Origin of the sequence: Candidatus Foliamicus sp. (assembly GCF_965221325.1) — a bacterium.
Classification (GTDB): Bacteria; Pseudomonadota; Gammaproteobacteria; order Steroidobacterales; family Foliamicaceae; genus Foliamicus.
This window is the reverse complement of the sequence record NZ_OZ244880.1, coordinates 86,950-112,654: the sequence shown is the minus strand read 5'-3', so window position 1 is coordinate 112,654 and position 25,705 is coordinate 86,950. Positions and strand designations below refer to the sequence as shown.

Sequence of the window (25,705 nt, the reverse complement as noted above, 5' to 3'; positions counted from 1 at the left end):
AGGAGCATGTGGATAACCTTGTGGACAATATTGCCGCAAGGCCTTTGTTCTATTGGCGCTTGCGGTTTCCCGCAATGGGGGAAGAATTCCCCATGTTCGTTAAAGTGTAGGAATATCAACAGATTGGGTAAGGTTAAGGAAGACCTTATGCAAAAGTGGCCGCAATGTTAACCGCGCAATGCTTTTTTCCGCCGGGTGTGCATAACTGCCCAAGGTCGGGGATGTTATCGGGACGGCAATGGGCGCGTGGCGAGCAGCCGCAGCAATTCGCGGGCCGCCGCGCCCCTGTGGCTTCTGCGGCCCTTTTCTGCGGCGCTCATCCGGGCCGCGCATTTCCCGGTGCGCGCATCCAGGAATATCGGGTCGTAGCCGAATCCGCGCCGCCCTTGCGGTCGTTCGGCAATGCGCCCGTTCCAGACACCTTCGGCAAGGATGGGAGGTATTGCGTCTTCAGGCGTGACCAGTGCAAGGACGCAGCGGAAGCGCGCGGTGCGGTGTTCGGGCGCTACGCCTTCAAGGTCACTCAGCAGTTTACGGATGTTGGCGCCGGCGCTTGCCTGCGCGCCCGCATAGCGCGCGGAATAGATGCCCGGGGCGCCTGCCAGCGCGTTCACTTCAAGCCCGGAGTCGTCGCTGAGGGCCGTAAGCCCGGACTGTTCGGCTGCTGCGCGGGCCTTGATCAGGGCATTTTCCGTAAAACTGGAACCCGTTTCCTCGGCGGCTTGCAGGCCGAACTCGTGCATTGCCACCAGGCGTATTCGGCTTGCGAGCAAGTCGCCTAGCTCGCGCAGCTTGCCGGTGTTGCCTGAGGCCAGAACGACTTTATGAACAGGCTGCATGTCGATTCGGCGGGAATTCCTGGTGCCCGGCGCGAGTATGCACCGAAACGGCCAGGAAGCGGCAACCAGGAAGTCGCCGGGCGTGCAGTGGGTCCTTGGCGCCCGGCGCGTGTGGAATCCGGCTTGCGGTCAACCACTAATTGCGCTTGGCCGAGGTCGCAAGCGCCTCTTCCTGCACGGTAAGTATGGTCCTGATTCCGGCCGCGGCCAGGTCCATCATGCGGTCGAATTCCTCGCGCAGGAAGGCGTGCGATTCGGCCGTGCCCTGCACCTCGATAATTCCGCCGGCTTCGTTCATCACGACGTTCACATCGGCCTCTGCTTCGGAGTCCTCGGCATATTCGAGATCAAGCACGGGCGTTCCGCGATACAGCCCCACGGAAACGGCTGCCACCTGGCCGTGCAGCGGGTAGCGGCGGAACTTGCGGCGCCAAGCCGGGCGCCGGCACGCCAGAGTCATCGCAAGCCAGCCTCCGCACACCGATGCAGTGCGGGTCCCGCCATCGGCTTGCAGCACGTCGCAATCGACAATGACCGTGTGCTCGCCCATGGCTTCGAAGTCCACGCAAGCGCGCAGCGACCTGCCTATCAGTCGCTGGATTTCCATGCTGCGTCCGGTTTGCCCTCTGGCCGCGGCTTCGCGCCGGCTGCGCGTGTGCGTAGCGCCGGGCAGCATGCCGTATTCCGCTGTGACCCAGCCGCGTCCGGAACCGCGCAGGAAAGGCGGAGTCCCCGCTTCGATGCTGGCCGTGCATAGCACCCGCGTATCGCCGAAACATGCAAGCACCGAGCCGTGGGCGTGTTTCGTGTAGCCGGTTTCGAAGCGCAGTGGTCGCAACTCGTCCGCCGACCGACGGCTGGGGCGGATTCCTCGATCATCTTTTGTTGTCATATTGAGGAATATGTTATGCGCGCACCATAAGACCGCTTGAGCGCGTAAATTCGCACCGGTCGGTGGCGGCTTGCAGGCTAGAATTGCGCGGCGGCAGTGTTTGGCGGCTGAAACGAGGCATCCGCACATGATTCGAAGCATGACAGGCTACGCCAAGGTGGAGCACCGCGGCGAGCACGGCTGGCTGCAATGGGAGTTGCGCTCGGTAAATCACCGCCATTTCGATGTCGATATGCGCGTTCCCGCAGCGTTCAGGGAATTGGAGACGGAGTTCCGCGGCCTCCTGGCCGACCGCATCGGCCGGGGTCGTGTGGAGGCGCGTTTGGCCTGGCGTCCGGCCGAGCGCTTCACTGATCAGATCAAGGTCAATACCAAGCTGGCCGTGCGTGTGATCAGCTACGCGCGCGTCCTGGCCGAACAGATGCGCCGTCCGGCGCCTGTAAGCCCGCTGGACGTGATGCGCTGGCCCGGCGTGATCGAAGAGCAGGCCGCCGACCAGAGCCACATGTCCGGCGAGGCACGAAAGCTCCTGCACAAGGCGCTGGACGAGTTGCGCGAGTCGCAGAGCAGCGAAGGGGAGAAGCTGAGGAACGCCATCGAGGTGCGAAGCGCGAAGATGGAAGAGCTGTTGAAGCAGTTTCGCGTTCGCGCGCCGGAATTGCGCAGGCAGAGCTGGGAAAGGGTGCAGGAGCGCCTGGATGCTATCAAGGTTCAGGTGGATTCGGAGCGGCTTGAGAAAGAAGTGGTGCTGATGCTGATGCGCCACGACATCGCCGAGGAGTTGGACCGCCTGGATGCGCACCTGGCCGCATTGCGCTCGGCGCTGGAGGACAGCGAGCCCACCGGCAAGCGCATCAACTTTCTGCTCCAGGAGATCGGGCGGGAAGCCAATACTCTGGCGGCCAAGTCGGGCGATGCACGCGGCGCGCGCGAAGCTGTGGACATGCGGGTGCTTGTAGAACAGATGCGGGAGCAGGCCCAGAACATCCTGTGACGCCCAACCCGGATCTCTCGCCGGACTACGTGGGCCTCCGGGCGCGGCAAAGCCGGTCAAAAGCCGGAGTGGGCAAGCCAGATACTAAAGTGCCCCTTTATTGGTCGTTACGGCAAACATGAAATCATGGATACAGTTTCGGCGTTACGGCCCGGTCCGGTGAAGCATGGCAGTTAACCTGTTTGTCGTTTCCGCCCCCTCGGGTACCGGCAAGACTACGATCGTAAGGCGCCTCATCCAGGAGCTTCCCGGCGTCAGCCTGGCGGTTTCGCACACTACGCGCCCCGAGCGAGGCAACGAACAGCATGCGCGCGACTATTTTTTCGTAACGGATGCGGAGTTTGACGCAATCAGGGAGCGCGGTGGCTTTCTCGAACATGCGGAGGTGTTCGGCAACCGTTATGGGACCAGCCGCGCGGAGGTGGAGGAAAAATTGGCAAGCGGGAGCCGGGTTATCCTCGAAATCGACTGGCAAGGAGCGGCACAGGTGCGCCGCGCGATGCCCGAGGCGCAGACTGTATTCCTGCTGCCGCCCTCGCGCGGCGAACTCAAGCGGCGCCTCGAGGGCCGCAACAGCGATCGCCCGGATGCGCTTGCGCGCCGGTTCTCCGAGGCCCGCGGGGACATTGCCAAATGGCCGGATTTCAGCTTCGTGCTGATCAACGACGATGTAGCTGAGACCTGCCGCCGGATGGCGCTCATAATTGAGGGCCGCGGCGGCCAGTATGCCGTTGCCGACCAGCGCCATCGCAAGCATATTGAACGGCTTCTCGCTTCCGGCGGCTGGGATGCCGAAGATCAGTAGGGCTGGCGCCGCATAACTTCAGCATGGAATCGGCGCTGTGTCGCGGTGGCGACAAGTCTGGTGCGCCACCGGCTAGCTTGCGGCCGGATGCGGAATTGATGCAGAATGCGGGCAGCGAGGCCGTTCTAACTAGCAATATCCATGGCGCGAATTACTGTCGAAGACTGCCAGCAGCGCATCGAGAATATTTTCGATCTCGTGCGAGTAGCGGCCGTACGTGCGCGGCGCCTGGCCAACGGCGCCGAACCCTTGCTGCCACGCGAAAACGAGAAACCGTCGGTGGTGGCGCTGCGCGAGATCGCCGCTGGCCTGGTTACGGAAGAGACCCTCACCGAACAGGAAAGGTCGGTGGAGGAAGCCTTCGCCACGCCCGGAGAAACCCGCGAGTATTGAGTCGGGCGCCTGGTGCCTTTACCGGCATCGGCGGCTCAAGCACGTGCCCTCCCGCCTTCCGGAAGCGCGGGGGGCGCTTGTCGCTACGATGTTATCGCTTGGCGGTAGTGGGTTTACGATAACAGGGGTAGCGTAAACGGGCACTGGTCCATGCAGCAGGCAGCGGTAGCCGGCACACAGCGAATCCGAGTATCCGGTGGCGGAATTCGCAGGCTGCTCACCGACTTGGAATATCTTTCCGAGGCCGAGCGCGGCCGCGTGCTAAAGGCCTACGAATACGGAGCCCGGGCACACCACGATCAGCGTCGTCTCTCGGGCGAGCCCTATATTTCCCATCCGGTAGCGGTGGCAACGATTCTGGCGCAGTTGCGGCTGGATTCGGAGACCATTATCGCGGCACTGCTGCACGATGTGATCGAAGACACGCCCACGCTCAGGGCCAACCTTGAGCAGGATTTCGGGGGCGAGGTAGCGGCGATCGTGGACGGGGTTACCAAGCTGACACGGCTCAGAGAAGCCGGCAGGATGGAGGCGCAAGTCGCCAGCTTCCGCAAGATGATGCTGGCGATGGTTGACGATATCCGGGTCATACTCGTGAAGCTCGCCGACCGGCTGCACAACCTGCGCACGCTCGACGCGCTGGAGCCCAGCCGCCAGAGACGGATCGCGCGCGAGACGCTGGAGATTTACGCGCCGATCGCGAATCGCCTGGGCATACGCACCATCCGCCGGGAAATGGAGGATCTCGGGTTTCGTTATGCCTGGCCGAGGCGCTACCGGGTGATAAGCCGCGCTATGAATCAAAGACCCCGGCATCCCCGCTCGGTGCTGCGCCGCGTGTCGGATCGCCTGCGACGGGCGCTCAAGGCCGCCGAACTGGAAGGGAATATCTCGGCGCGCGCCAAGTCGGCCTACAGCATCTACTGCAAGATGCGCGACAAGCGCCTGGCCTTCAAGGAAATTGCCGACGTGATTGGCTTGCGGGTCATCGTGCCCGACATTGATGCCTGCTACCGGTGCCTGGGCATAGCGCATCAGCTATTCCGCCCCATGCCGGGCCGATTCAAGGACTACATCGCCATTCCGCGGGTTAACGGCTATCAGTCGCTGCACACCGTGCTGCTGGGCCCGGAGGGAATGCCCCTGGAGTTCCAGATCCGCACCGCGGAAATGCACCGAGTGGCAGAGAGTGGAATCGCCGCCCACTGGCAGTACAAGGCCGAGGACAAGAGCGTGCTTCCCGCGCAGTTCCGCACCCAGGAATGGTTACGGCGGATTACGGAAATGCAGGCCACGGCGCAAGTGGACGATTTCTACGATCACGTGAAGGTGGACTTGTTCCCCGATAAGGTTTACGTGTTCACGCCCAAGGGCGAGATCCTGCGCCTGCCGCGCGGCGCAAGTTGTCTGGATTTCGCCTACGCGGTGCATACGGATGTCGGACACCGATGCGTGGCGGCGCGGGTGGATGGACAGGTCACGCCGCTGCGCACCCAGCTCAAGAATGGCCAGAACGTGCATATTCTGACCTCCCGCAACGCCTATCCCAACGCGGGCTGGCTGGAATACGTAGCCACCGCCAAGGCCCGCTCGGCCATCCTGGATTTCCTGAAGAACACGCAAACCCGCGAGGCGCGCGAAGTAGGCGCGGTGCTGCTCAACCAGGCCCTCTCCGAACGCGGTTCATCGTTGCGCAAGATGGGGCGCGGGCCCATCGAGGAGGCATTCCAGGAGCTCGGAGTGGAGAGCCGCCAGGAGCTCTATGAGCAGATTGGCCTGGGCGAACGCCTGGCCACTCTGGCGGCGGCAGTGATCATGAATCCCGGGCAGAAACGCTCCGGCGAGGGGGCGGGGGAAATGCGCCCGGTGGATATCGCCGGCGCCGAGGGCATGGTGGTTACCTACGGGCAATGCTGCTACCCGATACCAGGCGATGAGGTGGTGGGCCACACCTCCAGCGGCCGCGGCTTCGTGATCCACCGCAACACTTGCGGTAATTTCCGCGCCCAGCGCAAGCGCAAGGAACGCTGGATTCCGGTGAACTGGAAGCGTCGCATCCGCCTGGAATTTCCGGCCGGGCTGCGCATACACATCGCCCATCGCCCCGGCGTGCTGGCCGAAGTGGCCGCGCGCGTTGCCGAGACCGGCCACAACATTGCCCAGGTGAACATGCAGGACCGGCCCGAAGAAAGCACCGAGCTGTTCCTGTCGGTGCTGGTCAAGGACCGCGACCGCTTGGCGCGCGTCATGCGCGCCGTCCGCGCGTTGCCCAGCGTGCATCGCGTACATCGTGTTTAATTTCCTCTCTGGCATATTATTGGGCTCGGAGACGCCAATGACGCGCAACGCTGTGCATACTTCCCTGGCGCCGGCCGCGATTGGCGCCTACTCGCAGGCCATCGTCGCCGGCGACTTGTGTTTTGTCTCGGGTCAGATTCCGCTTGATCCCGCCACCGGAGAACTGATCGAAGGCGGCATGGATGTCCAGATCCGCCAAGTGTTCCGGAACCTGGAGGCGGTAGCACGCGCGGCCGGCTGCAACATGTCTAGGGACGCGGTAAAGATCACGGTGTTTCTGGTCGATTTGTCGCACTTCGCGCTGGTCAACCAGGTAATGTCGGATATGTTCGCTGAGCCGTTTCCGGCCCGGGCTGCGGTCGAGGTCGCAGGACTTCCCAAAGGCGCCCAGGTCGAGGCGGACGCGGTACTGGTGGTCCCATAGTCCGCATATCTCACCAGCTTCCGGGCTAGGCGGCTGCTTGCGCGGGAAGCCCGCCGACAGCAGCCCGGACCTGACCACGCTGCCGGGTGTTGGTCCGGCGATGGAGGAAAAGCTCCAACGCCTCGGATTGCGCACCGTGCGCGATCTCCTGTTTCTGCTTCCCAAGCGCTATGAGGACCGTACGCGCATACAGGCCATAGCGGACCTCAAGCTCGGCCAATGGGTCCAGATCGAAGGCGTGATCGACCGGGCAAGGATCAACATGGGCCGCCGCAGGAGTCTGCTGTGTGTCCTGCGGGATGAGTCCGCTGAAGTCACGCTGCGTTTTTTCTACTTTACCCGTCAGCAACAACGCGGCTTGAGTCCCGGCACGCGGCTGTTGTGTTACGGGGAAGTGCGCCGTGGTCCGCGCGGCCTGGAGATTGTGCATCCCGAATACCGCAGGTTGCGCGCATCCGAACCCGTGCCGGTGCAGCAGCGCCTCACGCCGGTATATCCGACTACCGAGGGCCTGGGCCAGCCTCGGCTGCGCGCGTTGACCGAATATGCGCTGGACAACGCGATGGCCGACCTGCCCGATCTCATTCCGCCGCGCCAATTGTCGCGGCTGCATCTGCCCGGACTGCTTGAAGCGTTGCGTACCGTGCATCGCCCGCCCAGTGAACTGCCCCTGGAAGCTCTCCTGTCGGGCGAGCATCCGGCACGCAAGCGCCTGGCATTGGAAGAAATTCTTGCCTGGCACCTGGGCTTGCGTCGCCTGCGCGAGACTGGGCAGCGGCAGCCTGCGAAGGCCCTGCAGCCGGAGGGTGACCTGCGGCAGCGATTCCTGGCCGGCCTCCCGTTCCGTCTGACTGCCGGCCAGACGCAAGCCATCCGGCAGATCGACGCGGACTTGAGTCGCGCCCAGCCCATGATGCGTTTGCTGCAGGGCGATGTGGGCTGCGGAAAAACCGTGGTGATCGCGGCGGCGGTGCTGGCCGCCATACAGAGCGGGCAGCAGGCGGCAGTAATGGCGCCTACGGAACTGCTTGCCGAACAGCATATGCGTACGCTGAGCGACTGGCTGGAGCCACTGGGCGTACGTCTGGCATGGCTGGCTGGCGGGATGCCCGCAGCCGCGAGGCGCGCTTTCGAAGCGCGACTGGCAAGCGGAGATGCCGAGGTGGCGATTGGTACGCATGCCTTGTTCCAGGAGGCCGTGGAATACCGTGCGCTAGGCTTGGTGGTGGTGGACGAACAGCACCGATTCGGCGTGCATCAGCGGCTGCGGTTGGTGCAGAAGGGCCAGGAAGACGCGCAAGTTCCCCATCAGCTTGTAACCACGGCTACACCGATTCCGCGATCCCTGGCCATGACCTTCTATGCCGGTCTGGATATGTCCGCAATCCACGACATGCCGCCCGGGCGCCGCCCGGTGAACACGGTGCTGGTGTCACAAGAGCGGCGCGCAAAGGTTATCGAGCGGGTAGCCGCAGCCTGCGGCGCGGGCAGACAGGCGTACTGGGTCTGCCCACTGATCGACGAATCGGAATACATCGAGTCGTCGGCTGCGGAGCCCACTTACAGGGAGCTGAAGGCAGCGCTGCCCGACGTTCGCGTAGGCTTGCTGCATGGTCGTGCCGCGGCCAGCCAGCGCGACCAGGTGATGGCCGATTTCGCCGCGGGCAAGCTGGACCTGCTGGTAGCCACCACGGTGATCGAAGTGGGCGTGGATATTCCTCGGGCCAGCCTGATGATCGTCGAAAACGCCGAACGCATGGGTTTGGCGCAGTTGCACCAGTTGCGCGGCCGCGTGGGCCGCGGCAAGGAACAGAGCCATTGCGTACTGATGTATCGGCCGCCGCTGGGCGATATGGCCAGGCAGCGGCTGAACACCATGCGCAACAGCAACGACGGCTTCGAGATCGCGCGCAAGGACCTGCAATTGCGCGGTGCGGGCGAAATTCTCGGCATCCGGCAAACCGGTGCGCTGCAGTTCCGCGTGGCCGATCTGGTGCGCGATGGCGCGCTGGCAGCGCCTGCCCAGCGCATTGCCGACCACATGCTCAAGCACAATGCGTCCGAGGTCGAGCAGCTGATTCGCCGCTGGGTGGGGGAAGACGAACGTTACGCCCAGGTATAGGTGTTGTTTCTTGTCCGTCCTGGCGCGGGCCGGGAAGCGCGGAGGATCATGTGAGTGCCTGTGTTCGCCTCATTCACTTGTCGGGCCGGTCGGTGCCGCGCCACTGGGTTTCGGTATCGGCGATGCGTCTCGCCAGCACGAAGAGCAGATCTGAGAGCCGGTTCAGATACTTGAGCGATTCCGGGTTGAGACCCTCTTCGGCATCCTGCAGCGCCCAAAGCGACCGCTCGGCTCGCCGGCACACGGCGCGGGCCAGGTGACAGCTTGCCGCGGCCCGTCCACCGCCGGGCAGGATGAATTCCTTCAGGCGCGGCAGGCTGCGGTTGTGGAGATCGATCGCATTTTCCAGCGTGGCTACGTGAGTGGTATCCGTCGAGCGCAGACCTTCGACGCATAATTCCGCGCCGATGTCGAACAGCCGCTGCTGGACCTCATGCAGCAGGGCGCCGATATCGTCGCTCAGCGATTCCGCGAGCAGAACGCCAAGCGCTGCATTCAACTCGTCGAGATCGCCGAAGGCATGGATGCGCGGCTCGTGCTTGCGGCAGCGGCGCTTGGCGTCGATGCCGGTCTCGCCGCCGTCGCCGGTGCGCGTGTAGATTTTCGAGAGCCGATGTCCCATGCGTGTCAGTCTTGTGATTCGGTTTCGAACAACGATAACCGCACACCCAGGTGTATGCTGCGCGCCGGCCCATGGAAGCCATAGACCTCTTCGTAACGCGCCTGGCCAAGGTTGTCAGCACGAACGTGCCAACGTAAGCGTGGCGAAGCTTGCCAGCTTGCCGTGAGCGTGGCATGCACAAACGACTCCAGCCACACGCGGCGCGCTGGATTGGGCCAGGGAGGGAAAAACGTGTCCGCGCGCCGGCCGCTGAAGTCGAGGTTCAGGTTGAGCCCGATGCCTTTATCGGCCAACTGGTAGTGCAAATTGAGGTTGCCGGAATGGCGTGGCCGGCGCAACTCATGGATCTCGCCGCCAGCGGCATCCGGTTCGCTGGCGTCCAGGTAGGTGTAAGCGCCCGTGAGTGCGAGCCCGGCCTCCGTGTTCCAGCGTGCCTCAAGCTCGACGCCACGGCGCTGACTCAAGCCGGAGCGGTTGGCCGCAGTGAAGCCTCCCGCGGACGGAACAAAGACAAAGCCGTTGATCTCGTCGCGCAGCCGATCACTGAACCAACTGACGCTGGCCGTCAACGCGCTGTTGGCTGACGCAAGGCTGGCGCCGAGTTCCCAGCCGCGAGATTCTTCGGGCAGCAGGTCGGGATTGCCGATGAAATTCGAAAAGTAGCCGAACCGCTCGATAAAGGTGGGGTTCTTTACGCCAATCCCGTAGGCGGCGTGCAGGTTTATGCCCTTGCGCAGGTTCCTGAGCCCGCTGACACGCCAACTGAACGCATTTTGGAAGTAGCGGTTACGGTCGTAGCGCAACGCGGCCGAGGCGTTCCAGCGGCCACTTGCATCCATGCGGAATTCCGCCAGCGCATCGGTCGATTCCATGGAAAGGTCGCGGTTGGGGTCGCCGAAAGGGGAAGCAGCCGCCCGCTGCTCGTAGTCCTCGCGTTCATGGCCGAGACCCAGCGTCAAGGAAGGTATGGCCGCCGCGGGGTCAGCACGGTCAAAGAACAGGCTGGTTTGATACACGACCTTGATCTTGTCCCCGCCTGTTTCGCTGGTCGCCGAGCCGTCGGCGAAATTATGGTTTTCGGAGCCGCTGTGCGCGATGCTGGCTTCCTGCAGCCAGCGCCCATCCCGCAGGGTCAGGCGCCCTTGAATCGCTGCCAAGTTGTGGGTCCGTTCCGTGGCATTGTCCGAGTCGGCCGGCAGTCCGGTCAGGAACGAAGTGGCGTCGTACTGGCTTTCGGAGTCGGTTCGGCGCGCTACGAAGCGCAGCAGGAGCTCCTGCGACGGACGGAACTGCGCGGCCATATGGACAGTATTGTTGCGATAGCCGTCAGTTTCATCGCCGAGGCGCGAAACGTTCTGACCGTCAGTGCCCAAGTGGTTCAGGGACAGTTGCACTCCCCATGCGTCCCGGCTCCGAGCAGCGCTCAAGCCCGCCCTGCGAGTTGCGAACCGGCCACCCTCAAGGTAACTCGTAAGCTCTTGCCCGTAGCCGCTCGGTGCGCTGATCAGATTGATCGTGCCGGCCACCGCATCGCTGCCCCAAAGGGCGCTCATCGGCCCACGCACAATCTCGATGCGCCGCACGTCGGCAGCCAGCACGTGGGAAAAATCCAGCTCTCCGCCCAGCGCCGGGTCGCCCACCTCGATGCCGTCCATGAGGATCAGCGCATGGTTTGCTTCCGAGCCGCGCATGCGCACCTGCGCAAGCGAGCCGAGAACTCCGCTGCGGCTGACAGCCACGCCTGGTGAGGCGCGCAGCAGTTCCTCTACGGTAAGAGCTTGCCGGCGGTTCAGGTATTCCTCATCAAGCACCGTTACCGATGCGCCGGCCTGCCTGGCCGGAAGCGGCAGGCGCGATGCCGTGATCACGAGGGTCTCGAGTGAGTCCTGCGCTTCCTGCTCCGCATCGCCCTCGTCCTGCGCAGCGACCGTTATCGGTAGGGGCGTCAGAATTGCGGCCAGTATCAAGGCCCTCGCAAAGAAGCGCTTCGGTTCGCGACTTGTGCAGGCCATGGCAACCTCCCGTTGCATTTCGTGCCCAGGCAGAACGGGGGTTGGGCCGCAGGAGTGTCCTGCTCGCCGCTTGCGCCCGCCGCGCCGCCAACGTCATTCATTCGGGCCGGTCTCCGGGCTTTCGAGCGGAATCCACTGAAAAGGATACCGCGCCGCTCGCCTTCCTGCCGCTGCGGGCAGTGGCTGCCATCACGCGCTTGCTGCTGGCGTGAACGACGCTTGACTCGATCACCGTTGCGGGGGCAGCGCCGGAATTCCACCGGCTTCCCGTTCACCCGATAAATCGCGTTGCACTATACCACCGTGCACGGCGGAAGACGCGCCGTCCTTGCTGTATAGAATCTGCGCCGAACCAGCCTGCATGAATCCCTTGACGCGCCTTCTCAAGAGTCCTTCCAACTGGCCGGCATTGCCGCTCCTTGGCGGGTTGCGCCTGCTCGCGGCGCTGCCTCACCGGGCGCGTCTGACGCTCGGCCGGGCCGCCGGAAGGGTAGCGTTTCGAGCGATGGTGAGGCGGCGAGCGGTGGCATTGCGCAATCTGGAACTGTGCTTTCCCGGCTGGTCGGTGGCCCGCCGGGACGCCACGCTGCGGGCGCATTTCGAGTCCTTGGGGCAGGGTCTGGTGGAGCTCGCGATGGGCGCCTGGTGCAGCGACGGCGAAGTGCGCGACCTGGTGGAGGTTTCCGGCGCCAGACATCTCGAAGAGGCGGTTGGCCAGGGACGTGGCGTAATTGCTCTGGGCGGACATTTCGTCGCACTTGAGTTCACGGCCCGTGCGCTTGCCTACCCGAGCGCGGGACTGGTGGCGGTTTATCGCCCGGGCGGCAATCCCGCCTTTGCTTACCTCATGAATCGCGCCCGTCTCAGGGTCTGCTCGCAAACCTTGTCCAAGTACAACGTGCGGGGCATGCTACGGGCGCTGCGCGACGGCGCGGTCCTGTGGTTTGCGGGCGACCAGATGACGGACGCCAAGACCGCAGTGCTGGCACCTTTCTTTGGCGAGCCGGCCATGACCGGCGCCTCGCTGGGACGGCTGGCGCGGATCAGCGGCGCCCCTGTGGTGCCCTGGTTTACGCGCCGGCTTGCAGACGGACGCTACCGCCTGGAACTGCGACCAGCATTGGAGGGCTTCGCCGGCGCCTCTCCGGAGCAGCAAGCCGAGCGCATGAACGCGCTGGTGGAGACGCATGTGCGCGAGGCGCCCGAGCAGTACTACTGGATACACAGGCGCTTCAAGCGCCGGCCGCTACCATATTCCGACCCTTACGACTGATCCGCATAGCCCGCGGGTCGGCGCCGCGCCCCGGCATTTGGCTGACCTGAAGGAAGACTGTTGCGCGGCGAACCAGCGGCCGGCCCACACATTGACCAGTCTCGGGAATTCCAGGTTATAGGCTGCGATCGTGCTGCCGGCGCAGCACCTCGAATGCGCCGCACTGGTCCAGACCGAGTTTCCGCAAGGATCGGCGAAGGCGCCGCAGCCTGCTGTTGGTCCAGTTACCAGGACGGCGCAAGCGGGCGCGGTCAAGGTCCACCAGCCATACCGAGCCACGCACCCCGATCAGGATGTTGTGCGCGTTGAGATCGGCGTGGCACAAACCGGCCTTGTGAAAGCGCGCCAGCGTGGTGCCCACGGCCTTCATCAGCTTCGCTGGCGCGTCCGAGTCGGCAAGCGCTGAGGCAAGAGTTCGCGTATCGACGATCCACTCGGTAATCAGCGAGGCAGAGTAACGCAAGCTGGACAGACGAACGCGTGCGGCCACCGGCTTGGGCACCGGCAGGCCCGAAGCGTGCAACTTGGCCAGAATTCGGAACTCGGCAAACGGTCTGGCCCGCTCTTGGCCGGAATAAAGGTAGAGGTCCCTGCTCAGCAAAGCCGCCTTGCCGCCCCGCAGGTAATGACGCAGGAACCATTGCCCATCCTTGCCGACTCGGGCTGCGCTTCCGCGCCCGGCAGACGCGGCTTCCCATTGGCCCCGGCGTTGCCAGTAGTCGTGCTCGAACCAGTCCGGTCTGGCCCGGCGCGTGATTGCCGCATCATGTAGGATGCGGTCGTTCCCGAATTCCTGCGTTTGTTCAAGCATGTCGAAGCCGCCGAGCAGCCTATGCGTGATCCGCTTGTCCGCCATCGGGGACTGTTGCCACGCGCTGCCGGTAGTGCGGGCGATCCAAAGCGCATGGCCGGATACCCGCATCACCTGGATTATCGGCCAAACCGAGCACGCATTGCTTGAAGGTCTTGCGGGCGTGGAATTCCTCGTGCTGGACAAGCGCGCCGGCCGGCAGGGCATGCGAGACCTGAAGGCCCGGCTCAAAGCCCGCTGCTTCGACCTGGTGCTGCAGATGCAGGCATCGTTTCGCGCCAGCCGCGTGGCGTTGATGACCGGCTGCCGGCGCCGGATCGGTTTTGACCGGCTGCGGGCGCGCGATCTGCAATGGCTGTTCACAAGCGAGCGGATCCGCCACCAGCCGGGTCAGCATGTCATGGAAGCGCTGTTCGGTTTTGCCCAACACATGGGCATCGACATGCCCGCCGAGCCGTGCTGGGACTTTCCTATCGCAGCGCGCGACCGGGAGGTGGCCGACGCGCTGGCGCCCGGCACCCCGTATTGTCTGATCAGTCCCCTCAGCAGTCAGCGGCGCGGCGCATTTCGCAACTGGCCGGCGCAAGACTACGCGCAGGTGGCGCGGCATGTTGTAGAGAGACTGGGGGGCAGTGTGCTGCTGACGGGTTCCGGCAGCCCTCTGGAGCGGGAATATGCCGCGGTTATCGGCGCGCTGCCCGGCGTGACTGATGTCAACGGGCTCACGACGCTGAAGCAGCTCGCTGCGCTGATAAGCCGAGCCAGGATCGTCGTATGCCCGGATTCGGGACCCGCCCATATCGCGGCCGCCATGAGAGTGCCGGTAGTCGGCCTCTACGCAAGCTCCAACCCCGAGCGCACGGGGCCCTGGGGCAGTGGCCAGCATGTCGTTAACCGCTATCCGCAGGCCGTGCGACGCTTGCTGGGCAAGCGCGTGGAGGACATCCGTTTCGGCCGCCGGCTGAAGCAGCCCGGCGCCATGCGCGAGATCGCGGCGAGCGATGTAATCGAAGCGGTAAATCGGGCCTGGAGCGCAGGCGCACGCTATCCCCGCGCGGTCGCGGGCAGGCTTACTTCTTCGAACCGGAAGTGACGAGAGAGAAAACGGCCCCGCAATAGGGACAGATGGCGTCTACGCCGGGCTTCAGGGGCAGATATACGCGCGGGTGCGAGTTCCAGCGGGAGGTGTCGGGCAGAGGGCAGGATACAGGCAGATCCTTCTCCGACACCAGGTAGCGCCGCTCCATGTTGGAGGCAAGTTTCCGTTCGCTTCCCGCAGCCATCATGGGCGCAAGTATATCGGCCATCGCTACTCCTCCAGGTAGTGCCGCCACAGCGCCCCTACCGCCTCGGCGCGCTCGGCCATTTCGGCGGCAGGCGCATGGCCCGGCCGCTCTGCGAGCACGCGATGATGCAGGTCTTCGCGAAATGCCAGGTAGCAGCCCGTAAGCGTTGCAGCGTCCTCTTCGCTGAGGACGCCGTGGTGGGCAAGCGTTTCCATTTGCCGAACGTTGTCTGGCCAAGCCGCAAGCTCGGGGTGCTCGTGGGAATGGTTGAGAACCAGGAACTGCACAATGAATTCGATGTCCTGCAAGCCGCCGCGCGCGTGCTTGATGTCGAAGCGCCCTTGGGGGCTCTTCGGCGCCTCGGACCGCATTCGGCGGCGCATCTCGAGTACCTGGGCACGCAGGTCCTCCCGCCGCACAGCGTTGCGCAGCAGGTCCATGCGCAATTCCTCGAAATCCTCGCGGACTTGTGCCGCGCCGGCAATGGCGCGGCTGCGCAGCAGGGCCTGGTGCTCCCAGGTCCAGGCGGATTCGCGCTGGTAGCTGGCGAAGGCCTGCAGGGAAGAAACGAGCAGCCCGGAACGTCCGCTGGGGCGCAGTCGTGTGTCCACTTCGTACATTCTTCCCGTGATGCCGCGAGTGGTGAGCACGGTGATTACCCGCCGCGCCACCCGGAAGAAGAAATCCGCGTTGGCGATGCTGCGCTTCCCGTCGGTGACCTGCTCCTCACCCCGCGCGTCGTAGACAAATACAAGATCCAGGTCCGATCCGTAACCCATTTCCAAGCCCGCCAGCTTGCCGTAGGCGATAACCGCGAAACCTGCGGGTCGCCGCTGCCCGTCCACCACGGCGCGGGGCGAGCCAAATTCTTCCACCAGCTCTTCCCAGACGTGCTCCAGCGAGCGGCTGATCACCAGTTCGGCAATGCCCGTGAGGAAGTCGCTCACCCGCATCAGAGGCAGGCCACCGGCCAGGTCCAGCACGCCTACGCGAAAGCATGCCGCCTGCTTGAATTCGCTGATCGCCGCCAGGCGTATTTCCTCGGCTTCATTGGCGCTGCGCACAAGGCGGAAGTCCAGTTCCTCCTCCAGTTGATTCAGATCTATCTCCTGTTCCGTAACGCCGGCGTCCAGCAGTTCGTCCATCAGCCAGGGGTAGGAGCAAAGCTGCTTGGCGAGTGCCTCGCCCAGGCCGCATACATGCACCAGCCGGCCGCGGGCCGCAGCGTTCTCATAGAGCAGCGCCAGGTAGGCCGAGCGGCGCGCGATGACGGCCACGACCCGAAGCGTTCGCGCCAGCACGAGTCCCGGTTCGGGCTGCTTGGCGGCTGCCTCGATGAGTCTGGGCACCAGCATGCTCAGGCGCTTGCGGCCGGTCTGGTCCAGCCTCTTGAAGTCCGAGGCTTTGCGCACCGCGTGGATCGATTCCAACGCCACTTCCGGGTCGCTAAAGCCGTACGCAGCGAGGATGTCGCGGGCATTGTCCGCTTCTTCTTCCCACACGGCCGTCAAGTCGCCGGGAGGCGCGTCTTCCGTTTCCGGCAGGTCGGCGTGGCGAAACACGATCGCTGCGAAGTGACGGGCAACAGTTTCGCGGCAGGCGGCAGTTTCGGCGGCCAAGCTCTCCCAAGTGTCGTGTTGCATGGCCAAGGTCAGGCGCGTACGCCCCTCGGCATCGTCCGGCAACGCCTGGGTCTGGCGGTCGTCCATGCCCTGCAGACGGTTTTCCAGGCGGCGCAGGAAGCAATACGAACGGTCCAGTTCGTCGCACATGGCCGGGTCGAGAAACCCCCGGTGACCCAGACGCGCGAGCATCTCGCGCAGGCCACGCCCTCGCAAGTCCGGATTGGCCCCGCCCCGCACCAACTGCATGGACTGTGTGATGAATTCGATCTCTCGTATTCCGCCGCGACCCAGTTTGATGTCCGCGGCCTTGTCCTTGCGCAGCGCTTCGCGTTCGATTTTGCCCTTCATGTCGCGCAGCGCTTCGAACACGCTGTAGTCCAGGTAGCGCCGGTACACGAAGGGCCGCAGCAGGTCGTCGTATAGCGCCTCGGACATGTCGCAGGTATTGACTACGCGCCCCTTGATCCAGGCGTAGCGCTCCCAGTCGCGTGCCGACCGGGCCAGATAGGTCTCCAGCGAGGAAGTTTTGACGGCGAGCGGGCCGCTGGCGCCGAATGGCCTCAGGCGTGTGTCCACGCGGTAAACGAATGAATCGACCGTGCGCTGATCCAGCAGCCGGATCATCTGCTGGCATACCAGCGTGTGAAATCGCGAGGCATCGATAGGCGCCGCGCCGTCCGTCCGCCCTTCCTCGGAATACACGAAGATCAGGTCGATGTCCGAGGAAAAATTGAGCTCTCTGCCGCCCAGCTTGCCCATTCCGATGACGGCCAGTTCGCTGGGCTCGCCCGATGCAGTGTATGGCAGCCCATGCCTTGCGGACACGTTGCCGCGGGCGAAATCCAGGGCGGCGAGAATGCACGCTTCGGCCAGTGCGGTGAGCTCGCCCAGGCTTTCCTCAATGGAGCTCAACCCATTGAGGTCGCGCCATAGGATGCGGCACATTTCGCCGTGCCGAAACCAGCGCAGTTCGCGCATGAACGACGCTTCCGTGCGGCTGCCCTCAAGTGCAGCCGTGGCGTGTGCGGGCAGCTCTCCGCTGTTCAGCGCCCGGTCCAGTCGCCCTTCCTCCAGCAGAGCGGCGAGAATCTCCGGTCTGCGCGTAAAGCTGCGTGCCGCGAATGGCGAGCAGGCGAGCGTGCGAGACAGCGGCGTGAGCACCTCGTCGGACTGCAAGACGCCGGCCAGCGCTTCGCAGTCGCGCAACTGTGCCAGCGCCTTGTTTACGCCCTCTGCAAGCGGGGCGGGAATCGATGCGCAATCAGAAGACAATTCACTTCAGCCGTCGTGTCTGCGGGCAGGCAAGATAACACCGAGCAAGCCCGGACACTGCTGCGTCTCCCGGAAATCCGGAAAACTCCAGTCAAGAGCAAGCCGTTTCCCCCTGCCGCTCAATATACCTTGATGCAGTGGGCCAGGTGCCGGAAGAAGGCACGGACTCGTTGGTAAATCGCCGCCTCAATAAGAAAGCCCTGCCTTTGCGTCCGCAAAGGCAGGGCTTGTTGTTTCAGTGCTGGAGTCGCCGCTGGAGTTGCGGTGGCGCCAACGGGGGAGGCTACATCATGCCTTCCATTCCTCCGCCGGGAGAGGGCATGGGAGACGGCTCTTCCTTCTTGGGTTTTTCGGTAACCATTGCTTCGGTGGTGAGCAGCAGGCCGGCAACCGAAACGGCGTTCTGTAGCGCCAGGCGCGTAACCTTGGTGGGGTCGATGATGCCCCTGCCTACCAACTCGCCATACTCGCCAACCGCGGCGTCGTAACCGTAATCACCTTCGCCTGCGGCGACCGCGTTCAGGACTACGGAGCTGTCCGCGCCGGCGTTGGCCACGATCTGGCGAAGCGGTTCTTCCAAGGCGCGGCGCATGATCCTGATACCCACATCCTGATCGTCGTTATCGCCTTCCAGTCCGTCCAGCGCGGCCTGCCCCCGCAGCAGCGCAACGCCGCCGCCGGGCACAATGCCTTCCTCGACTGCCGCGCGCGTGGCGTGCAGCGCATCTTCCACCCGCGCCTTCTTTTCCTTCATCTCGATCTCGGTGGCCGCGCCTACCTTCACCACGGCAACGCCGCCGGACAGCTTGGCCACGCGCTCCTGCAGCTTCTCCTTGTCGTAATCGGAGGTCGATTCCTCGATTTCGCGCTGGATCTGGACTACGCGCGCCTGAATCTGTTCGCTGCTGCCCGCCCCGTCAATGATGGTGGAGTGCTCTTTGGTCACTTGCACTTTCTTGGCGGTTCCCAAGTCGGTCAAAGTGGCTTTCTCCAGCGACAAACCCACTTCCTCGGAAATCACCTGACCGTTGGTGAGGATCGCCATGTCGGCCAGCATCGCCTTGCGGCGGTCGCCGAAACCGGGCGCCTTGACCGCGGCCACTTTAACGATGCCGCGAATATTGTTCACCACCAGAGTGGCCAGCGCTTCGCCTTCCACGTCCTCCGCTACGATCAAGAGCGGCTTGCCCGACTTCGCCACCGCTTCCAGTACCGGGAGCAGGTCGCGGATGTTGGAGACTTTCTTGTCGTGCAGAAGGATGTAGGGCGACTCCAACTCCACGCTCTGCGAGTTGGCGTCGTTGATGAAGTAAGGCGACAGATAACCGCGGTCGAACTGCATGCCTTCCACCACATCCAGCTCGTTGTCCAGGCCGGAGCCCTCTTCCACGGTAATCACGCCTTCCTTGCCCACCTTGTCCATCGCGTCGGCGATGATCCGGCCTATGGCTTCGTCGGAGTTGGCGGAAATCGTGCCCACCTGGGCGATGGCGGTGTCTTCCTGGCAGGGCTTGGAGAGGCTCTCCAGGCTGTCGATTACCGCGCGGCTGGCCTTGTCCACGCCGCGCTTGATGTCCATGGGATTGAAGCCGGCGGTCACCGCTCTCAGGCCCTCGGTGAGTATCGACTGGGCCAGGACCGTGGCGGTGGTGGTGCCATCGCCGGCCACGTCGGACGTGTGCGAAGCCACCTCCTTGACCATCTGCGCGCCCATGTTCTCGAACTTGTCCTCCAGCTCGATTTCCTTGGCCACCGACACCCCGTCCTTGGTCATGGTGGGAGCGCCGAAGCTCTTGTCCAGGATCACGTTGCGGCCTTTGGGGCCCAACGTGACCTTTACCGCGTTGGCGAGCGTGTTGACGCCGGCCAGCATTTTCTGCCGGGCGGAATCGCTGAATTTCACATCTTTAGCAGCCATTGCTGTTTTCCTCTTTCAGAAATGTGTTGAATCGGGGCACTAGCCCCTAGCCGGCCTGAGTGTGGCCTGCTAGTCCTCAATGATGGCCATGACGTCGTCTTCCTTCATGACCAGCAGTTCTTCACCGTCCACCTTGACTTCGGTACCGCTGTACTTGCCGAACAGCACCTTGTCGCCTGCCTTCAGCTCCAGGGGGCGTACCTCGCCATTCTCCAGCACCTTGCCCTTGCCGGCAGCGATCACTTCTCCGCGGATGGGCTTCTCGGTGGCCGAATCCGGGATAACGATCCCACCCGGGGATTTCCGTTCTTCTTCCGTGCGGCGTATCAGCACCCTGTCTTGCAGCGGTCGAATTTTCATCTTGCTTTATCCTCCGTAGGAAATGCCTTCAGCGGCGCCGTTTCGACGCAGCCATCTGATTGCAAACTGACCCTCTCGTAAGTGAGCGGGTAAATGATAGGGACGGATATCGCTTTTTCAAGTGCGGATGCTGAAATTGTTTATGGAGGCAGGCGGGCATGCCCATGTTTGAGTTCGCGAGCCCGCGCTGAACAGGCTATCTCCCGCCCGGAATTCCGGAAACCGGCGCGATGTGCCCGAGTGCCCAAATCAAGCGTGACTGTCTGCTAGACTTCGCGTTTCGAGGGAATATCAACAGGGGAGCAAAGCCATGGCAGCCAGGTTTGAGCCAAAAGCTGGATTGATCGCGTCGTCCGCGATCGTCGCCTCGTCCGCGATCTTCGCGTTGGGGTTTTCCGGAAGCGCATATGCGCAGTCGGAGGGTGCGGCCATCGAGGAGATCGTGGTGACGTCACGCAAGGTGGAAGAACGCCTTCAGGACGTGCCGCTGGCGATCTCGGCATTCAGCGCCGCGGAAATCGAATCCGCATCCATCGAGAATCTTGATGATGTGGCGAATTTCACGCCCGGCATGACCTTTTCCAATCTGCTCGGCGAGTTTCTTCCGGTGCCCGTCATTCGTGGCGTTGCGCCAACCGCGGTACAGGGGCGCGAGAACAATGCCGCTATTTTCGTCGACGGCGTTTACCTGTCCGGCCGCGAGGGGCTGAACTTCAGTCAGCTCGACTTGGAGCGCATCGAAGTCATCAAGGGGCCACAGGCGGCTTTGTATGGGCGCAACAGCTTTAGCGGCGCTGTCAATTTCGTTACCGCGCGCCCAACCGACGAATTTCGCGGCAAGGGGGAACTTACGCTCGGCGATGACGCCCGTACCGTGGTGTCCGGCATGATCAGCGGTCCGATCATAGAGGGGACACTGCGGGGCCGTCTCGCGCTCATCAGCAACAAGTGGGACGGGTCGTATGAAAACCAGGTCCCCGACGGTCCCGATATCGGCGGATTCAACTACGAAACCGCGCAGGCGAGTTTGTTCTGGACGCCTAACGAACAGACCGACCTCGGCCTTTCGTTCTACGTGTCCAACGACCGCATCGATTCGCCCGCAGTCGCCGGCCTGCCGGCGAACTGCGAGAACACCAGCGCCATGGGCGAGCGGCTTGAGAACTATTGTGGGGAGTTGCCGTCGGTAAGCGAGGATGCGTTCAGCGTTTTCGCGGACGCCACGGGAGAGGAGCGGGACGTCGTTCACGGCAGCCTTTCGCTTACCGTGGATTCCGACCTGGGAACATTCACGGCGCTTTCGGGCTATTCCAGTGTCGAGCAGAAGTTTCTGATCAATGGTTCCCGCGACCGGCCGACCACGACCTTGGCCTACCAGTCGACGATCTCCCCATTTCCTCGTGCCTTTTTGCTGCGCACGTTCGAAACGGAGTATTTGCAGATCGGTCCGGGCGATTCGACCGATGAGTTCAGTCAGGAGATCCGGTTTACCAGTCCGACAGACCGCGCTATGCGCTACAGCGTTGGGGCCTACTACTACAGCGTGGAAGCCGAGGACAAGGTGAGCGGTATCGTGGCCCGGACGCCGAGGCCGGCTGATTTCGCCAACTTCTGCCCTTGTATCGAGTTTTTCCCGGGCACGGGGTTCGCCCTGCCGGCCTTCCCCGGCAGATCGGTGGGCGACCTGGTTTTCGGCCCATGGTTTGCGGGTTCCCTGGGTGATGTGCGCGATGAAGTGGAATTCCTCAACGAGACGGATTCCTGGTCGTTATTCGGTTCGGTTGACTGGGACTTGTCCGACTGCCTGACCGGGCGCGTGGAATTGCGCTACACCGACGAAGATCGGAGAGTGCAGGATTTCGAGTCCGACAACGACCTGAGCAATACCTGGGACTTCATTACCTGGCGGGCGACGCTCGACTACAAGCCTTCTGAGAACACCATGTTCTACGGCTCGATTGCTAGAGCGAAGAAGAGCGGCGACTTCGATTTTGACACCGACACCAACATCAACGGTGAAGAGGTTGCGGTCGTCAGCTACATCGATCCGGAAGAGAATACTTCATTCGAACTGGGAGTGAAGGCCACTTACCTCGACGGCCGCATGAGCAGCGATCTCGCCGTTTACTTCATTGATTGGACCAACATTGTCATCCCGCAACTGGTGACCGTTGATCCGAACGGCGTCCCGCTGGCCGAGATTCTGGCGCTGGACAAGAATGCCGGCGACGCCACCGTTTTCGGCCTGGAGGCAGCCTTGACCTACGCTTTCACTCCCAACCTTACCGGGACATTGGGCTTTTCTATCACGGAGTCCGAGTTCGACGATGCCAAGATCGAGTCATTTGCCGACTTTCCGAGTTTTGCCTCGGAAGGCGACGTGTCCGGCAACGAGTTGTTGCGCCAATCGCCGGTTCAGGCGAACGGTACGCTGAGCTATCGGCGCCAACTGCGCGGCGATATCGAGTGGTATGCGCGCGGCGACGTGCTGTATACGGGCAAACAATGGGTGGGTGCGCCGAATCAGGCCAAAGTTCCCGCGCATACCTACGTGAACCTGCGCTTCGGAATCGATTCGGAACGCTATACCGTGGAACTGTGGTCTGACAACCTGCTCGACGACGACACACCATTGGCGGCATTCCGCGAGGTTTTCTTCGCGAACGCTCTGCCCGGTGGTGGCGCCGGGGGCTTCTTCGATACCCTGTTCCCTTTCCGTTTTGCCGTGTCACATCCTCGGCGGCGTCAGGTGGGTGTTACGGCGCGCGTCCGGTTCTAGCCTCGGTTCGCCTGCTGCGGCAGCCGCTAATCCGCAGGCGCTAGCCGCATTCAGGTCTGATTCGTGCTGCAATCTGCCCGGGTCTCTCGGGCAGATTGCAGCGTGCATTAAGTTCGGCTATCATGCGGGCTTATTCGGCTAACTAGTGCCCTATGGCCAATATCCTCCTGCTTAATGGCCCCAACCTCAACTTGCTGGGTCAACGCGAGCCCGAAACCTACGGGCGGGACACGCTGGGAGACATAGAGCAACGCTGCAGGGCGGAGGCCGAGCAGCTCGGACATCAGTTGATTTGCGGGCAAAGCAACAGCGAAGGAGGATTGGTCGATTGGCTGCAGGCCAAGGCGCCGGGGGCCGGTTTTCTGGTGATCAATCCGGGCGCCTACGGCCACACCAGCATTGCGCTGCGGGACGCGCTCCTGGGGTTGGCGCTGCCGTTTGTGGAGGTGCATCTATCCAATGTGTATGCGCGCGAGGAGTTTCGCCGTGCCTCCATGCTCACGGATATTGCCGTGGGCTGCATCAGCGGACTCGGGGCACAGGGGTATCTTCTGGCGCTTCAATACGTGGCCGAGCAGCTCCGGGACGCCGGCTAACGTTCTCTTCGGCGCGACACAAAGCGAGTAAAGGAAGGCGGAGATTCGCATGGACTTGAGAAAAGTCAAAACGCTGATCCAGCTCCTGCAGGAGTCGGAACTGGCGGAAATCGAGGTCATCGACGGCGAGCAATCGGTGCGCATCAGCCGCGTCAGCAAGGTGGGGGCGCCGCAGGCCACCCAGCAAACCGTAACGGTTGCTCCTGCGCCCACCGACCACGCCGATGAAGGTGTCGCGTCCGACACGGAAACGGCACAGCCCGAGGGCGAGCAGGTGACCTCGCCGATGGTCGGCACGTTCTATGCGTCGCCGTCGCCCACTTCGCCGCCGTTCGTGAGGGTGGGCGACAAGGTAAAGGCCGGTGATGTGCTTTGTGTGATCGAAGCCATGAAGACCATGAACCACATCGAGAGCGAGCACACTGGCGAGGTTGCGGCGATCTTGGTGGAGAATGCCGAGCCTGTGGAGTACGGCCAACCGCTCTTCGTCATTCGCACCTGACCGGCAAACCCCGCTACCGCCATGTGCCGCCCAACTACGCCTCGCCGCTGGTGTGTGATCGCCGGTTTCCGGAAACTGGCCCAATATCCGAGTTAACCGCAGCCGCGCGCCGATGTTCGAGAAAGTCCTGATCGCCAACCGGGGCGAGATCGCCTTGCGGATCTTGCGCGCCTGCCGTGAGCTCGGCGTTGAGGTGGTGGCCGTGCACTCAAGCGCAGACACCCCGCTGAAGCACGTTCGTTTGGCCGACGAATCGGTCTGCATTGGACCGCCGGCCGCGGACCAGAGCTACCTCAATATACCCGCGATCATTGCCGCTGCCGAAGTTACCGGCGCGGATGCGATACACCCCGGCTATGGCTTTCTATCCGAGAACGCCGACTTTGCCGAGCGGGTCGAACACTCCGGTTTCGCCTTTATCGGTCCGCCGGTTGGCGCTATTCGAACCATGGGCGACAAGGTGCAGGCCATTCAGGCCATGAAAGCTGCCGGTGTGCCCACCGTGCCAGGCTCCGGCGGCGTGCTGGAAGGCAGCATGGAAGAGATCATGCGCCTGGCCGAAAAGATCGGCCCGCCGGTGATCGTGAAAGCCGCAGGCGGTGGCGGTGGCCGCGGCATGCGCGTGGCCGAGACTGCGGACGAACTGCCGCGCATCATTCCGCTCACGCGCGGCGAGGCCCAGGCCGCATTTGGAGACCCCCGACTCTATATGGAGAAATTCCTCGTCCGCCCTCGCCACGTGGAGTTCCAGGTGCTGGCCGACGCGCACGGCAACGCCATCCACCTTGGCGAGCGCGACTGCTCCATGCAGCGGCGCCATCAAAAGGTCGTCGAAGAGGCACCCGCGCCGGGCATTGATAGCGAAGCCCGCGAGCGCATCGGCGCCTTGTGCGTACAGGCGTGCCTGGACATGGAGTATCGCGGCGCCGGTACCTTCGAGTTTCTCTATGAAGACGGCGAGTTCTATTTCATCGAGATGAACACGCGCCTGCAAGTGGAGCATCCGGTCACCGAGCTGATTACGGGCTTCGACATCGTGCAGGAGCAGTTGCGGGTGGCGGCGGGCGAGCCGCTGAGCATTCGTCAGGAAGATGTGGCCTTTACCGGTCATGCCATCGAGTGCCGCATAAATGCCGAGCACCCAAAGACATTCGCACCCTCTCCGGGCAAGGTTTCTTTGTGGCATTCTCCCGGCGGTCCGGGTGTGCGGGTGGACAGCCATCTCTATACCGGCTACGAGGTGCCGCCTTACTACGACTCGCTGGTGGGAAAGGTGATTGCCTGGGCCGGGAGCCGTCCCGCGGCCATCGCGCGCATGCAGCTTGCTCTCAATGAAATGGTCACTGAGGGCCTGGTTACGAATGTGCCTTTGCACCAGTCCATCCTTGCAACGGAGGGCTTTGCAGCCGGTGGCGCAGACATTCATTTCCTGGAGAAATGGCTTGCATCCGCGCCCGATTCGCAAGCCCCCGGGAGGCCGTTCGATCCCGTGCTATAGTGTCCGCCCGCTCTCGGATTCGCCGGTCGGGCGGGCACGCAAAATCACCATTGGGGGAGTTGGTTTGACCGCCGACCACGGGGTAGGCAATCGGCGCCGAGCGGCGCATCTTTCGGGCCAGCCCGGCAACTCAAACGGCTCGCGTACGCTGCGGGAACTGACGGGTGAAGCGGTGCGCGACTATTGCCGCGCGCTCGATGGGCACTGGCCTACCGACCTTTACTCCATGGTGGTTACGGAAGTCGAGTCGGCCTTGCTCGAAAGCGTGATGGAATACGCCGGCGGCAACCAGACCCGGGCAGCGCGAATGCTTGGGATCGACCGCGGAACGCTTCGCACCAAGCTGCGTCAGCACAACCAAGACCCGTGATTCCGGCTCCGGCT

The 25,705-nt window shown here is 63.2% G+C and carries 22 protein-coding genes and 1 riboswitch; of the genes, 13 read left to right on the top strand and 9 right to left on the bottom strand.

Features of this window, described 5'->3' with window-relative positions:
• Positions 1-224: 224 nt before the first annotated feature.
• Positions 225-839 (bottom strand): RdgB/HAM1 family non-canonical purine NTP pyrophosphatase, encoded by a 615-nt coding sequence (gene rdgB / locus ACWCOO_RS00550; RefSeq protein WP_446831035.1) that lies wholly within the window; start codon positions 837-839, stop codon positions 225-227.
• A gap of 136 nt (positions 840-975) precedes the next feature.
• A complete protein-coding gene (gene rph / locus ACWCOO_RS00545) occupies positions 976-1,707 on the bottom strand; it encodes a ribonuclease PH (RefSeq protein WP_446831964.1) in 732 nt (243 codons plus the stop codon).
• 151 nt (positions 1,708-1,858) lie between these two features.
• Between rph and ACWCOO_RS00540 the strand changes: the two genes are divergently transcribed.
• The 6 genes from ACWCOO_RS00540 to recG all read left to right on the top strand — a co-directional run bounded on the left by ACWCOO_RS00540 (position 1,859) and on the right by recG (position 8,767).
• Positions 1,859-2,725 (top strand): YicC/YloC family endoribonuclease, encoded by an 867-nt coding sequence (locus tag ACWCOO_RS00540; protein ID WP_446831034.1) that lies wholly within the window; start codon positions 1,859-1,861, stop codon positions 2,723-2,725.
• A 166-nt stretch (positions 2,726-2,891) separates the two neighbouring features.
• Complete coding sequence (gene gmk, locus ACWCOO_RS00535) at positions 2,892-3,530, top strand: guanylate kinase (RefSeq protein WP_446831033.1); 639 nt, start codon at positions 2,892-2,894, stop codon at positions 3,528-3,530.
• A gap of 141 nt (positions 3,531-3,671) precedes the next feature.
• Entirely contained in the window at positions 3,672-3,923 is a 252-nt protein-coding gene (gene rpoZ, locus ACWCOO_RS00530) for a DNA-directed RNA polymerase subunit omega (RefSeq protein WP_446831032.1), read from the top strand.
• A 150-nt stretch (positions 3,924-4,073) separates the two neighbouring features.
• Entirely contained in the window at positions 4,074-6,221 is a 2,148-nt protein-coding gene (locus tag ACWCOO_RS00525) for a RelA/SpoT family protein (RefSeq protein ID WP_446831031.1), read from the top strand.
• Between the two features lie 37 nt (positions 6,222-6,258).
• The gene (locus ACWCOO_RS00520; RefSeq protein WP_446831030.1) at positions 6,259-6,645 is read left to right on the top strand and encodes a Rid family detoxifying hydrolase; all 387 of its coding nucleotides are present in this window, start codon (positions 6,259-6,261) and stop codon (positions 6,643-6,645) included.
• A gap of 100 nt (positions 6,646-6,745) precedes the next feature.
• Entirely contained in the window at positions 6,746-8,767 is a 2,022-nt protein-coding gene (gene recG, locus ACWCOO_RS00515) for an ATP-dependent DNA helicase RecG (RefSeq protein ID WP_446831963.1), read from the top strand.
• A gap of 73 nt (positions 8,768-8,840) precedes the next feature.
• On the opposite strand, the gene ACWCOO_RS00510 is transcribed toward recG, so the two are convergent.
• Both ACWCOO_RS00510 and ACWCOO_RS00505 read right to left on the bottom strand, forming a co-directional pair.
• Positions 8,841-9,389: a cob(I)yrinic acid a,c-diamide adenosyltransferase gene (locus tag ACWCOO_RS00510; RefSeq protein WP_446831029.1), complete on the bottom strand. Its 549-nt coding sequence runs from the start codon at positions 9,387-9,389 to the stop codon at positions 8,841-8,843.
• 5 nt (positions 9,390-9,394) lie between these two features.
• Positions 9,395-11,401, bottom strand: a complete 2,007-nt coding sequence (locus ACWCOO_RS00505; RefSeq protein WP_446831028.1) for a TonB-dependent receptor plug domain-containing protein — start codon at positions 11,399-11,401, stop codon at positions 9,395-9,397.
• Between the two features lie 87 nt (positions 11,402-11,488).
• Positions 11,489-11,695: riboswitch (cobalamin riboswitch) on the bottom strand.
• Positions 11,696-11,762: 67 nt separating this feature from the next.
• Between ACWCOO_RS00505 and ACWCOO_RS00500 the strand changes: the two genes are divergently transcribed.
• Positions 11,763-12,674, top strand: coding sequence for an LpxL/LpxP family acyltransferase (locus ACWCOO_RS00500; protein WP_446831027.1), 912 nt, complete (start codon positions 11,763-11,765; stop codon positions 12,672-12,674).
• 115 nt (positions 12,675-12,789) lie between these two features.
• On the opposite strand, the gene ACWCOO_RS00495 is transcribed toward ACWCOO_RS00500, so the two are convergent.
• Positions 12,790-13,530 (bottom strand): 3-deoxy-D-manno-octulosonic acid kinase, encoded by a 741-nt coding sequence (locus ACWCOO_RS00495; protein ID WP_446831026.1) that lies wholly within the window; start codon positions 13,528-13,530, stop codon positions 12,790-12,792.
• Here ACWCOO_RS00495 and ACWCOO_RS00490 point away from each other — a divergent pair.
• Positions 13,511-14,578, top strand: coding sequence for a glycosyltransferase family 9 protein (locus ACWCOO_RS00490; RefSeq protein ID WP_446831025.1), 1,068 nt, complete (start codon positions 13,511-13,513; stop codon positions 14,576-14,578). The genes ACWCOO_RS00495 and ACWCOO_RS00490 overlap by 20 nt on opposite strands.
• Here ACWCOO_RS00490 and ACWCOO_RS00485 read toward each other — a convergent pair.
• The 4 genes from ACWCOO_RS00485 to groES form a co-directional block, all read right to left on the bottom strand.
• On the bottom strand, positions 14,556-14,792 hold the full coding sequence (locus ACWCOO_RS00485; protein WP_446831024.1) for a zinc-finger domain-containing protein: 237 nt from the start codon (positions 14,790-14,792) through the stop codon (positions 14,556-14,558). The genes ACWCOO_RS00490 and ACWCOO_RS00485 overlap by 23 nt on opposite strands.
• Before the next feature lie 2 nt (positions 14,793-14,794).
• The gene (gene glnE, locus ACWCOO_RS00480; protein ID WP_446831023.1) at positions 14,795-17,668 is read right to left on the bottom strand and encodes a bifunctional [glutamate--ammonia ligase]-adenylyl-L-tyrosine phosphorylase/[glutamate--ammonia-ligase] adenylyltransferase; all 2,874 of its coding nucleotides are present in this window, start codon (positions 17,666-17,668) and stop codon (positions 14,795-14,797) included.
• Positions 17,669-17,951: 283 nt separating this feature from the next.
• The gene (groL, locus tag ACWCOO_RS00475) at positions 17,952-19,586 is read right to left on the bottom strand and encodes a chaperonin GroEL (protein ID WP_446831022.1); all 1,635 of its coding nucleotides are present in this window, start codon (positions 19,584-19,586) and stop codon (positions 17,952-17,954) included.
• A gap of 69 nt (positions 19,587-19,655) precedes the next feature.
• On the bottom strand, positions 19,656-19,946 hold the full coding sequence (groES, locus tag ACWCOO_RS00470) for a co-chaperone GroES (RefSeq protein WP_446831021.1): 291 nt from the start codon (positions 19,944-19,946) through the stop codon (positions 19,656-19,658).
• Between the two features lie 310 nt (positions 19,947-20,256).
• Here groES and ACWCOO_RS00465 point away from each other — a divergent pair, with 310 nt between their 5' ends.
• From ACWCOO_RS00465 to ACWCOO_RS00445, 5 genes are all read left to right on the top strand, one after another.
• Positions 20,257-22,725 (top strand): TonB-dependent receptor, encoded by a 2,469-nt coding sequence (locus ACWCOO_RS00465; protein ID WP_446831020.1) that lies wholly within the window; start codon positions 20,257-20,259, stop codon positions 22,723-22,725.
• 152 nt (positions 22,726-22,877) lie between these two features.
• A complete protein-coding gene (aroQ, locus tag ACWCOO_RS00460) occupies positions 22,878-23,321 on the top strand; it encodes a type II 3-dehydroquinate dehydratase (RefSeq protein ID WP_446831019.1) in 444 nt (147 codons plus the stop codon).
• A gap of 49 nt (positions 23,322-23,370) precedes the next feature.
• Positions 23,371-23,823: an acetyl-CoA carboxylase biotin carboxyl carrier protein gene (gene accB, locus ACWCOO_RS00455; protein ID WP_446831018.1), complete on the top strand. Its 453-nt coding sequence runs from the start codon at positions 23,371-23,373 to the stop codon at positions 23,821-23,823.
• A 112-nt stretch (positions 23,824-23,935) separates the two neighbouring features.
• Positions 23,936-25,321, top strand: a complete 1,386-nt coding sequence (gene accC / locus ACWCOO_RS00450) for an acetyl-CoA carboxylase biotin carboxylase subunit (RefSeq protein WP_446831017.1) — start codon at positions 23,936-23,938, stop codon at positions 25,319-25,321.
• 64 nt (positions 25,322-25,385) lie between these two features.
• Positions 25,386-25,691 (top strand): helix-turn-helix domain-containing protein, encoded by a 306-nt coding sequence (locus ACWCOO_RS00445; protein ID WP_446831016.1) that lies wholly within the window; start codon positions 25,386-25,388, stop codon positions 25,689-25,691.
• Positions 25,692-25,705: the final 14 nt, after the last annotated feature.

Bases quoted from the DNA above. Each gene is read 5' to 3' on its own strand.
- gmk (WP_446831033.1), top strand. From the start codon at position 2,892: ATGGCAGTTAACCTGTTTGTCGTTTCCGCCCCCTCGGGTACCGGCAAG.
- ACWCOO_RS00465 (WP_446831020.1), top strand. From the start codon at position 20,257: ATGGCAGCCAGGTTTGAGCCAAAAGCTGGATTGATCGCGTCGTCCGCG.
- recG (WP_446831963.1), top strand. From the start codon at position 6,746: ATGGAGGAAAAGCTCCAACGCCTCGGATTGCGCACCGTGCGCGATCTC.
- ACWCOO_RS00485 (WP_446831024.1), bottom strand. From the start codon at position 14,792: ATGGCCGATATACTTGCGCCCATGATGGCTGCGGGAAGCGAACGGAAA.
- groL (WP_446831022.1), bottom strand. From the start codon at position 19,586: ATGGCTGCTAAAGATGTGAAATTCAGCGATTCCGCCCGGCAGAAAATG.
- accB (WP_446831018.1), top strand. From the start codon at position 23,371: ATGGACTTGAGAAAAGTCAAAACGCTGATCCAGCTCCTGCAGGAGTCG.
- ACWCOO_RS00505 (WP_446831028.1), bottom strand. From the start codon at position 11,401: ATGGCCTGCACAAGTCGCGAACCGAAGCGCTTCTTTGCGAGGGCCTTG.
- ACWCOO_RS00525 (WP_446831031.1), top strand. From the start codon at position 4,074: ATGCAGCAGGCAGCGGTAGCCGGCACACAGCGAATCCGAGTATCCGGT.
- ACWCOO_RS00510 (WP_446831029.1), bottom strand. From the start codon at position 9,389: ATGGGACATCGGCTCTCGAAAATCTACACGCGCACCGGCGACGGCGGC.
- ACWCOO_RS00540 (WP_446831034.1), top strand. From the start codon at position 1,859: ATGATTCGAAGCATGACAGGCTACGCCAAGGTGGAGCACCGCGGCGAG.
- rdgB (WP_446831035.1), bottom strand. From the start codon at position 839: ATGCAGCCTGTTCATAAAGTCGTTCTGGCCTCAGGCAACACCGGCAAG.
- aroQ (WP_446831019.1), top strand. From the start codon at position 22,878: ATGGCCAATATCCTCCTGCTTAATGGCCCCAACCTCAACTTGCTGGGT.
- accC (WP_446831017.1), top strand. From the start codon at position 23,936: ATGTTCGAGAAAGTCCTGATCGCCAACCGGGGCGAGATCGCCTTGCGG.
- rpoZ (WP_446831032.1), top strand. From the start codon at position 3,672: ATGGCGCGAATTACTGTCGAAGACTGCCAGCAGCGCATCGAGAATATT.
- ACWCOO_RS00500 (WP_446831027.1), top strand. From the start codon at position 11,763: ATGAATCCCTTGACGCGCCTTCTCAAGAGTCCTTCCAACTGGCCGGCA.
- ACWCOO_RS00495 (WP_446831026.1), bottom strand. From the start codon at position 13,530: ATGGCGGACAAGCGGATCACGCATAGGCTGCTCGGCGGCTTCGACATG.
- ACWCOO_RS00520 (WP_446831030.1), top strand. From the start codon at position 6,259: ATGACGCGCAACGCTGTGCATACTTCCCTGGCGCCGGCCGCGATTGGC.
- groES (WP_446831021.1), bottom strand. From the start codon at position 19,946: ATGAAAATTCGACCGCTGCAAGACAGGGTGCTGATACGCCGCACGGAA.